The organism is Roseateles sp., from assembly GCF_036486225.1.
Taxonomy (GTDB): domain Bacteria; phylum Pseudomonadota; class Gammaproteobacteria; order Burkholderiales; family Burkholderiaceae_C; genus Roseateles.
In genome coordinates, this window is sequence record NZ_DASVNZ010000405.1 from 1 (window position 1) to 8,173 (window position 8,173).

The 8,173-nt window shown below is 70.3% G+C and carries 6 protein-coding genes; 3 read left to right on the top strand and 3 right to left on the bottom strand.

All coding sequences use genetic code 11. The features are described 5' to 3' along the window. On the top strand, positions 1-381 hold a 381-nt coding region (locus VF536_RS26310; RefSeq protein WP_331617903.1), incomplete at its 5' end, for an SIR2 family NAD-dependent protein deacylase. On the opposite strand, the gene VF536_RS26315 is transcribed toward VF536_RS26310, so the two are convergent. The 3 genes from VF536_RS26315 to VF536_RS26325 all read right to left on the bottom strand — a co-directional run bounded on the left by VF536_RS26315 (position 359) and on the right by VF536_RS26325 (position 3,385). Further along, complete coding sequence (locus tag VF536_RS26315) at positions 359-880, bottom strand: CC0125/CC1285 family lipoprotein (protein ID WP_331617904.1); 522 nt, start codon at positions 878-880, stop codon at positions 359-361. The genes VF536_RS26310 and VF536_RS26315 overlap by 23 nt on opposite strands. Positions 881-1,206: 326 nt before the next feature. Then, positions 1,207-2,001, bottom strand: coding sequence for a response regulator (locus VF536_RS26320; RefSeq protein ID WP_349257494.1), 795 nt, complete (start codon positions 1,999-2,001; stop codon positions 1,207-1,209). After that, positions 1,994-3,385 carry an ATP-binding protein gene (locus VF536_RS26325; protein ID WP_331617905.1) on the bottom strand — a complete coding sequence of 464 codons (1,392 nt, stop codon included), beginning with the start codon at positions 3,383-3,385 and terminating at the stop codon, positions 1,994-1,996. Before VF536_RS26325 ends, VF536_RS26320 begins: the two co-directional genes overlap by 8 nt. A gap of 228 nt (positions 3,386-3,613) precedes the next feature. On the opposite strand from VF536_RS26325, the gene VF536_RS26330 reads away from it, so the two are divergent. Beyond that, the gene (locus VF536_RS26330) at positions 3,614-4,924 is read left to right on the top strand and encodes an efflux RND transporter periplasmic adaptor subunit (protein ID WP_331617906.1); all 1,311 of its coding nucleotides are present in this window, start codon (positions 3,614-3,616) and stop codon (positions 4,922-4,924) included. Positions 4,925-4,928: 4 nt separating this feature from the next. Then, a complete protein-coding gene (locus VF536_RS26335) occupies positions 4,929-8,093 on the top strand; it encodes an efflux RND transporter permease subunit (RefSeq protein WP_331617907.1) in 3,165 nt (1,054 codons plus the stop codon). The last annotated feature ends 80 nt before the right edge of the window (positions 8,094-8,173 follow it).

The following is an 8,173-nucleotide window of genomic DNA, read 5'->3' on the forward strand; positions in this document are numbered from 1 at the left end:
CCGGCCGTCCTGGCCGAGCCGCCCCCGGAGGCGCAGCGGCGCCTGAGGCCGCCCGCCTGCGGGCGATGCGGCACGGGCGCGATCCGGCCTGGCGTCGTGTGGTTCGGCGAGAACCTCGACGAGGCGGTCGTGAACGCCGCCGCGGCGTTGATCGCCGAGTGCGACCTGCTGCTGATCGTCGGCACCTCGGGCGTCGTCTATCCGGCGGCGAGCATGGTGCGTCTGGCGCCGAAGGGCGCGGTGATCGTCGAGATCAATCCGCAGCCGGGCGACGTGGCCGCCAAGGTCAGCCACCGGTGGCAGACCACCGCGGCGGCCGGACTGCCGGCCTTGGCGGCGTGGCTGTCAGCCGCGGCCCTCAGGCATTCGGCGGACGCTTGACGCCGTAACGCGGCCCGAGTTCAGCCCACAGGAACTGCGCGTCGTAGACCTTGCCGGCGCCGAGTCCGGCGGTCTCGGCCGGCTTGTCGTGGAAGCACTGGATCGTCAGCGTCGTGGCGGGCTGCTTCTGCGTGACCGTCCTGGCCTCGCTGTAGGTCGTCGTCGAGCTCGACCTGGTCTCATTGCCCTCGGTCTTGCTCGTGGTCTCGGTCGTCTGCGTCGCCGGCACGGTGTAGCTGCTGGTCAGCACTTCGTTGCGCTCCTCGACGACGACGAAGTAGCGGTAGCCCTTGGTCAAGGTCACCTCGGCGCTGCGCAGCAAGGCCTGGTCCGCCGCCTTGGACGGCACGTCGTCCTGGTAGCCGGCGAAGGTCACGCGGTAGCGGTCCTGCGCCAGCGGCGCATCGCTGTAGCCGTAGCCGCCGAACATGCGGGTGTAGGACGTGAACGCGCAGGCGTTCAGGAGCGCGAGTGCGACTATGGCGATCCATTTCTTCATTCAGGGTTCCTCCTCGGGGACGACTGTCCGGAAGCGCCGTGACCGTCTCATTGCGGTCATGTTGCGGAATGCTTCAGAGTCGTCAGCAATTGCTCTTGCTGGTTCGGATAACGCGGCGGATTGTCGCCGGTTGACTGCCGAGGCCGCTGGCCCTCACCCCCGCCCTCTCCCGCAAGCGGGAGAGGGCGTGAGAATGCACCGAGCCATTCGTAGTAGGAGCACTGGGGTGGCTCCCTCTCCCGCACTGCGGGAGAGGGTGGGGGTGAGGGCCAGCGGCGTCCCGAACCGCGCAGCGCGCATTGGGCCATCGAACAAGGCAAGACCTGTCACCGCTCGAAGCGGTAACCCACGCCGTAGATCGACCGGATGCGGTCCGTACCGGCGCCTGCACGTTCCAGCTTGCGCCGCAGGTTCTTGATGTGGCTGTCGACAGCGCGCTCGGTGACCTCGCGGCCGTCGACGTGCAGCAGGTCCAGCAACTGTGTGCGCGCATACACGCGCCCCGGCTGCGCGGACAGGATGTGGAGCAGCCGGAACTCGATCGGCGTCAGGTCCAGCGGCTCGCCGCGCCAGCTCGCGGTCCAGCCGGCCTCGTCGATGGACAGCGCCTCGCTGCCGGCCGCGAAGGCGGCCACCGCGGCGGCCGTCGCCATCTCGTGCGCGCGGCCGCGGCGCAGCGCCGCCTTCACTCGCGCCATCACCTCGCGCGGGCTGAAGGGATTCTTCGCGATGTAGTCGTCCGCGCCGGTCTCCAGGCCGGCCAGGCGGTCCGATTCATCTGCCCGCGCCGTCAGCATCAGGATGGGGACGCTGCTCATCGCGCGCAGCGTGCGGCACAGCGTCAGCCCGTCGATGCCCGGCAGCATCAGGTCCAGCAGGATCAGGTCGTGCCGGCGCGCCGTCCACGCCGGGATCACCTCGCGACCGTCGGTCACGCATTCCGGCTCGTGTCCCGCCGCGCGCAGGTAGTCCGCCAGCAACGCCGCGAGTTTGGGCTCGTCTTCGACCACCAGCACCCGCGACGGGCCTGGCTCCATCGGCATCGGCGCGAGGCCGGAGCCCGATCCTTGCCCCGATCCGGACGTCGATCCGGCGCTCGATCCCGCGCCGTTCTCAGACATGGACCGGCAGCTCCACGCGCATCCACAGGCCGCCCAGCGGCGACGGGCGCGCCTCGATGCGGCCCTCGTGCGCCTCCGCGATGCGCTGGCAGATCGACAGCCCCAGCCCCGATCCGCCGCCGCGCCGGCTGCGCGAGGCGTCGACGCGGAAGAAACGCTCGAACAGGCGCGGCAGGTGCTCCGGCCCGACGCCCGGCGAGGTGTCCTGCACGTCGATCACCGCGTGGTTCCCGCTGCGTCGCGCGCTGATGCTCAGCGCCCCGCCGGCGTCGGTGTAGCGGCAGCTGTTCTCGACCAGGTTGCCCAGCAGCTGCCGCAGCCGGCGCTCGTCGCCGAAGACGCGCAGCGGCTGTTCCGGCAGGTCCAGCTGCAGCTTCAATCCGCTGCCGTGCATCCGCTCGCCGAAGGCGCCGGCGGTGACGTCGATCAGCTCGCGCAGGTCGACCTCCGACTTGCGATAGGCGAGGGCGCCGACGTCCGCCATCGACAGCTCGTGCAGGTCGTCGACCAGCTTGTGCAGGATGCCGACCTCGCCCTGCAGCGAGCGCAGCGCCTGCGCGTCGAGCTTGCGCACGCCGTCCTCCAGCGCCTCCAGCTCGCCGTGCAGCACGCCCAGCGGCGTGCGCAGCTCGTGCGAGACGTCGGCCAGGAACTCGCGCCGCATCGCCTCGTTGCGCTGCAGGGTCAGCGCGAGCTGGTTGAAGTCGCGGCCCAGGCCGGCGATGTCGTCGTTGTTGCGCGTCTCGGGCACGCGGACCTCGAAGTCGCCCGCCGCCAACCGGTGCGTGGCATCGGCGACGCGCCGCACCGGCCTCAGCAGACGGTGCGAGATCCAGAAAGCGACCGCCCCGGCGAGCAGCACCGCCGCCCCGCCGACCACCCAGGCCGAGCGCAGCTGCGCGTCGTAGAAATGCTTCTCGGCGCCCGGACTCACCGATTCGATCGGGGTCAGCGTCAGCCAGCCGACGGTCAGACCGTCCACGATGATGGGCCGCTCCACGGTTGGGTCCACCGGGCCGGCATAACCGGCGACGCGTTCGCGGTTCTCGTCGAACAGCGTGAAGCGCCGCGTCGCGCCGGTCAGCTCGGCTGGTCCGTGCTTGACCGCCGGCATGTCGGCCTCCGGCACCAGCGGGCGCAGCAGGCGGCCCCAGAGCTCCGGTTTCTCGCGCAGGAAATCCCAGCTCTTGCCGTTCTCGCGGTAGCCAGCGGTGACGCTGGTCCGTGCCAGTTCCAGCCGGTTCACGCCCTGCTCGTTGAGGTAGCCGATGAAGTCCCGGTTCAGGTTGATGTGCGAGAACACGCCCATCGCCAGCGCCACCGCCATGGCGGTGCTGAAGACGGCGGCGAAGAGCCGGGCGGTGAGGGTGAACGAGAGCTTCATCCGGGGAAAGGAAAAACGTGGGGTGACACGCAGGGCGAAACGCAGGGTGGAACGTTGGGGAAAAAACGCGGAACGGACCCGGGCAGTGTGCCGAAAGTGATGGGAAAACCGTCGACGGACGGGATGATGAGGGCGTCGGTGTGCGACCGGCAAGCCATCCGGGCGGAGGCCGCGCGCCCGACGCGATCTTCAAGGTCTCTCCACATTCGTGGCCGAGCATCCGCCGCCATGCCGAAGAAGATTCTGACATCCACGTCGTTGAAGTCCCTGATCCCGCCGCGTGCCCCGCGCGCGCCGTCCCTGGGTCCGATCGCTGCGGCGCTGGCCGCCCTGGCCGTGCTGGTGCTCGCCGGTTGCGGCGAGAAGAAGGACGAGACCGCCAAACGCGCCCCGCCCGAAGTCGGCGTGATCGTGGTCACCGCGCAGGACGCGCCGCTGGCGCTGGAGCTGCCGGGCCGGCTGTCCGCCAGCCAGGTCGCCGAGATCCGCCCGCAGGTGACGGGCATCGTCCAGAAGCGGCTCTTCGAGGAGGGCAAGCTGGTCCGTGCCGGCCAGCCGCTGTACCAGCTCGACGCCGCGACCTATGAAGCCGAGCGCGCCCGCACCGCCGCCGCGCTGCAGAAGGCCGAGGCCCAGGTGGCCGTCGCCCGCAGCCGCGCCGAGCGCGACGCGGAACTGCTCAAGGCCGACGCCCTCAGCCGTCAGAGCGCCGACGACAGCGCCAGCACATTGCGCCAGGCGCAGGCCGACGTGGCCGTGGCCCGCGCCGCGCTGGACGCCGCGCGCGTCCAGCTGGACCGGACCCGCATCACCGCGCCGATCGCCGGCCGCATCGAGGTGTCGACGGTGACCGCCGGCGCGCTGGTCACCGCGGCCCAGACGCAGGCGCTGACGACGGTGCAGCAGCTCGATCCGATGCACGTGGACATCGTCCAGAGCAGCGCCGAGATCCTCCAGCTGCGCCGCCAGCTCGACGCCCGCAGCGGCAGCAGCAAGATCAAGCTGGTGCTGGAGGACGGCACTGAATACGTGCGCCCCGGCACGCTGCAGTTCAGCGGCGTGACGGTGGACCGCGGCACCGGCGCGGTCACGCTGCGCGCGATCGTGCCCAACCCGGACGGCGCGCTGCTGCCCGGCATGGTGGTCCGGGCCAAGCTGCTGGCCGGCATCGACAGCGGCGTGATCCTGGTGCCGCAGCAGGGCGTGACGCGCTCGCCGACGGGCGAGGCGACCGCGCTGGTGGTCGGACCGGAGAACAAGCTCCAACTGCGCCAGCTGGTGCTGACCCGCGCGGTCGGCAACCAGTGGCTGGTCGCCAGCGGCCTCAAGGCCGGCGACAAGCTCGCCATCGAGGGCCTGCAGCGCGTGCGCGCCGGCCAGCCGGTGACGCCGGTGCCCGCGGGCATGAAGAAGGGCGGCGCGCCCGGTTCCGCCGGCAAGCCGGCGTCGGCATCGGCGTCCGCCACGGCGGCGGTCGCCGCGGAACTCGGCGGTCCGGCCGCTTCGGCGGCCACCACGGCCTCCGGCGCGGGGCGCTGACACCATGGCTTCGTTCTTCATCGACCGGCCCATCTTCGCGTGGGTCATCGCGATCGTGATCATGCTGGCGGGTGCCGCCGCGGTGCGCATCCTGCCGCTGGAGCGCTACCCCGACATCGCGCCCACCCGCATCTCCATCAACACCAGCTACCCGGGCGCGGCCGCCAAGGCCATCGAGGACTCGGTGACGCAGGTCATCGAGCAGAACCTCAAGGGCATCGACGGGCTCTTCTCGATCGAGTCCAACAGCAACGCCTCCGGCGGCGCCAGCACCGTGCTGAGCTTCGTCGCCGGCACGGACCCGGATCTGGCGCAGATGCAGGTCCAGAACAAGGTCTCGCAGTCGCTGTCGCGGCTGCCGCAGGCGGTGCAGGCGCAGGGCGTGCGCGTGACCAAGGCCGGCACCGAGAACCTGATGGTCATCATGCTGACCAGCGACAACCCGGCCGTGACCTCGGCCGACCTGGGCGACTACCTGTCCAGCACGCTGCTCGACATCGTCAGCCGCATCGAGGGCGTGGGCGACATCAACGTCTTCGGCTCCGGCTACGCGATGCGCATCTGGCTGGATCCCGCGCAGCTGCAACGCTACGCGCTGGTGCCGGGCGACATCCGCAACGCGCTGCTGGCGCAGAACACCGAAGTGTCGGCCGGCCAGCTCGGCGCCCAGCCGGCGCCCGAAGGCCAGCGCCTGACGGCCATCATCACCGCGCGCGCCAAGCTGACGACGGCCGAGCAGTTCCGCAACATCGTGCTGCGCGTGCAGCCCGACGGCTCCGCGCTGAAGCTGGGCGACGTCGCCCGCGTCGAGCTGGGCCGCGACAGCTACACCACCAACGTCAAGAGCACCGGCCAGACGGCGGCCGGCATGGCCATCCTGCCGGCCAGCGGCGCCAACGCGCTCAAGACCGCCGAGCTGGTGAAGGCCAAGCTGGCCGAGCTCGAGCCCTTCTTCCCGCACGGGATGAAGTCGACCATCACCTACGACACGACGCCCTTCATCAGCGTATCCATCGAGAGCGTGGTGCACACGCTGATCGAGGCGATGGTGCTGGTCGTCGCGATCATGTACCTGTTCATGCAGAACCTGCGCGCGACGCTGATCCCGGCGATCGCCGTGCCGGTGGTGCTGCTGGGGACCTTCGGGGTGCTGGCGGCGGCGGGGTACTCGATCAACTCGCTGACGATGTTCGGGCTGGTGCTGGCCATCGGCCTGCTGGTGGACGACGCGATCGTCGTCGTCGAGAACGTCGAGCGCCTGATGCGCGAGGAGGGCCTGAGCCCGCGCGACGCGACCCGCGAGAGCATGAAGGAGATCAGCGGCGCGCTGGTCGGCATCGCGGTCGTGCTGTCGGCGGTGTTCATCCCGATGGCCTTCTTCGGCGGCTCGACCGGCATCATCTACCGCCAGTTCTCGATCACGGTCGTGAGCGCGATGATCCTGTCGGTGCTGGTGGCGATGAGCCTGTCGCCGGCGCTGTGCGCAACGCTGCTCAAGCCCGTGCACAAGGGCGAGCATGCGGCGCACGGTGGCCCGTTCGGCAAGCAGCTGGACTGGTTCTTCGGCGGCTTCAACCGCCAGTTCGACAAGTTCAGCGACCGCTACGTCGTGCGCGTGCGCTGGCTGACGGCGCGCGGCGTGCGCAGCTTCCTCGTCTACCTGCTGCTCATCGGCGGCATGGCGCTGCTGTACAGGTCGCTGCCGACCTCCTTCCTGCCGGACGAGGACCAGGGCAGCCTGCAGATGCAGGTCCGCATGGCGCCCGGCGCCACGGCCGAGCGCATGGAAGCGGTCGCGCAGGCGATGGAGGCCTACCTCGGCGAGCAGAAGGAAGTGCTGTTCTACAACCTCGTGCGCGGCGCCAACGGCGACCAGGGCTCGGGGCAGGGCTTCATCCGGCTGACCGACTGGAAGGAGCGGCCCGAGAAGCAGCAGGGCGCCGCGGCGCTGGCCGAGCGCTTCAGCCGCGAGCTCGGCAAGAAGATCCGGGACGCCAACATCTTCATCGTGCAGCCGCCGACGGTGCGCGGCCTGGGCGGCAGCGCCGGCATCCAGCTGTTCCTGCAGGACCTGGGCGGCGTCGGCAACGAGGCGCTGGCCGAGGCGCGCGAGCGCCTGATCGACGAGGCCAACAAACATCCCGAGCTGGCGCGCGCGCGCATCAACAGCCTGACCGAGACGCCGCAGCTGCAGATCAACATCGACGACCACAAGGCGGGCACGCTGGGCGTGGCGACGACGACGATCAATGACACGCTGTCGATCGCGCTGGGCAGCAGCTACGTCAACGACTTCATCGACCGCGGTCGCGTCAAGCGCGTGCTGGTCCAGGGCGAGGGCGCCTACCGGGCCGATCCCGACGCGCTGCGCCACTGGTACGTGCGCAACGCCAGCGGCGCGATGGTCTCGTTCAACGCCTTCGCCACGGCGACCTGGCAGAACGGGCCGCGCCAGCTGGTGCGCTACAACGGCAGCGCCGCGTACGAGATCCAGGCCGACGTGCCGCCGGGCGTGAGCTCCGGCGCGGCGATGAAGGCGATGGAATCCATCCTGCGCGAGATGCCTCCCGGCATCGGCTTCGAGTGGTCCGGCCGCAGCTACCAGGAGCGGCTCTCGGGCGACCAGGCGCCGATGCTGTATGCCGTGTCGGTGCTGTTCATCTTCCTGTGCCTGGCGGCGCTGTATGAAAGCTGGTCCGTACCGTTCAGCGTGATGCTGGTGGTGCCGCTGGGCATCATCGGCGCGCTCGCGGCCAGCCACCTCGGCGGGCAGCAGAACGACGTGTTCTTCCAGGTCGGCTTGTTGACGACGGTGGGGCTGTCGGCGAAGAACGCCATCCTGATCGTGGAGTTCGCCGAAACCTTGCGAGGGCAGGGGATGAGCGTGCTGGAGGCGACCTTGAAGGCGTGCCGGCAGCGATTGCGGCCGATCCTGATGACCTCGCTGGCCTTCATGATGGGCGTGCTGCCGCTGGCCTTCGCGAGCGGCGCGGGCTCGGGCTCGCAGCGCGCCATCGGCGTCGGCGTGCTCGGCGGCATGGGTAGCGCGACGCTGCTGGGCATCTTCTTCGTGCCGTTGTTCTACCTCTGGGTGAAGCAGCGCTTCAGCCGCGCGAAGGCCCCCGCCACGGCATCCGAGGGACACCAGGATCCGGAGGTGCAGGCATGAGCCGCGTTCTGGCATTTCGCCCGTCGGCGCAAGCCGGCCCGGGGGCTCCTCATACGCTGACGCAAATCGTCTACCCCGGG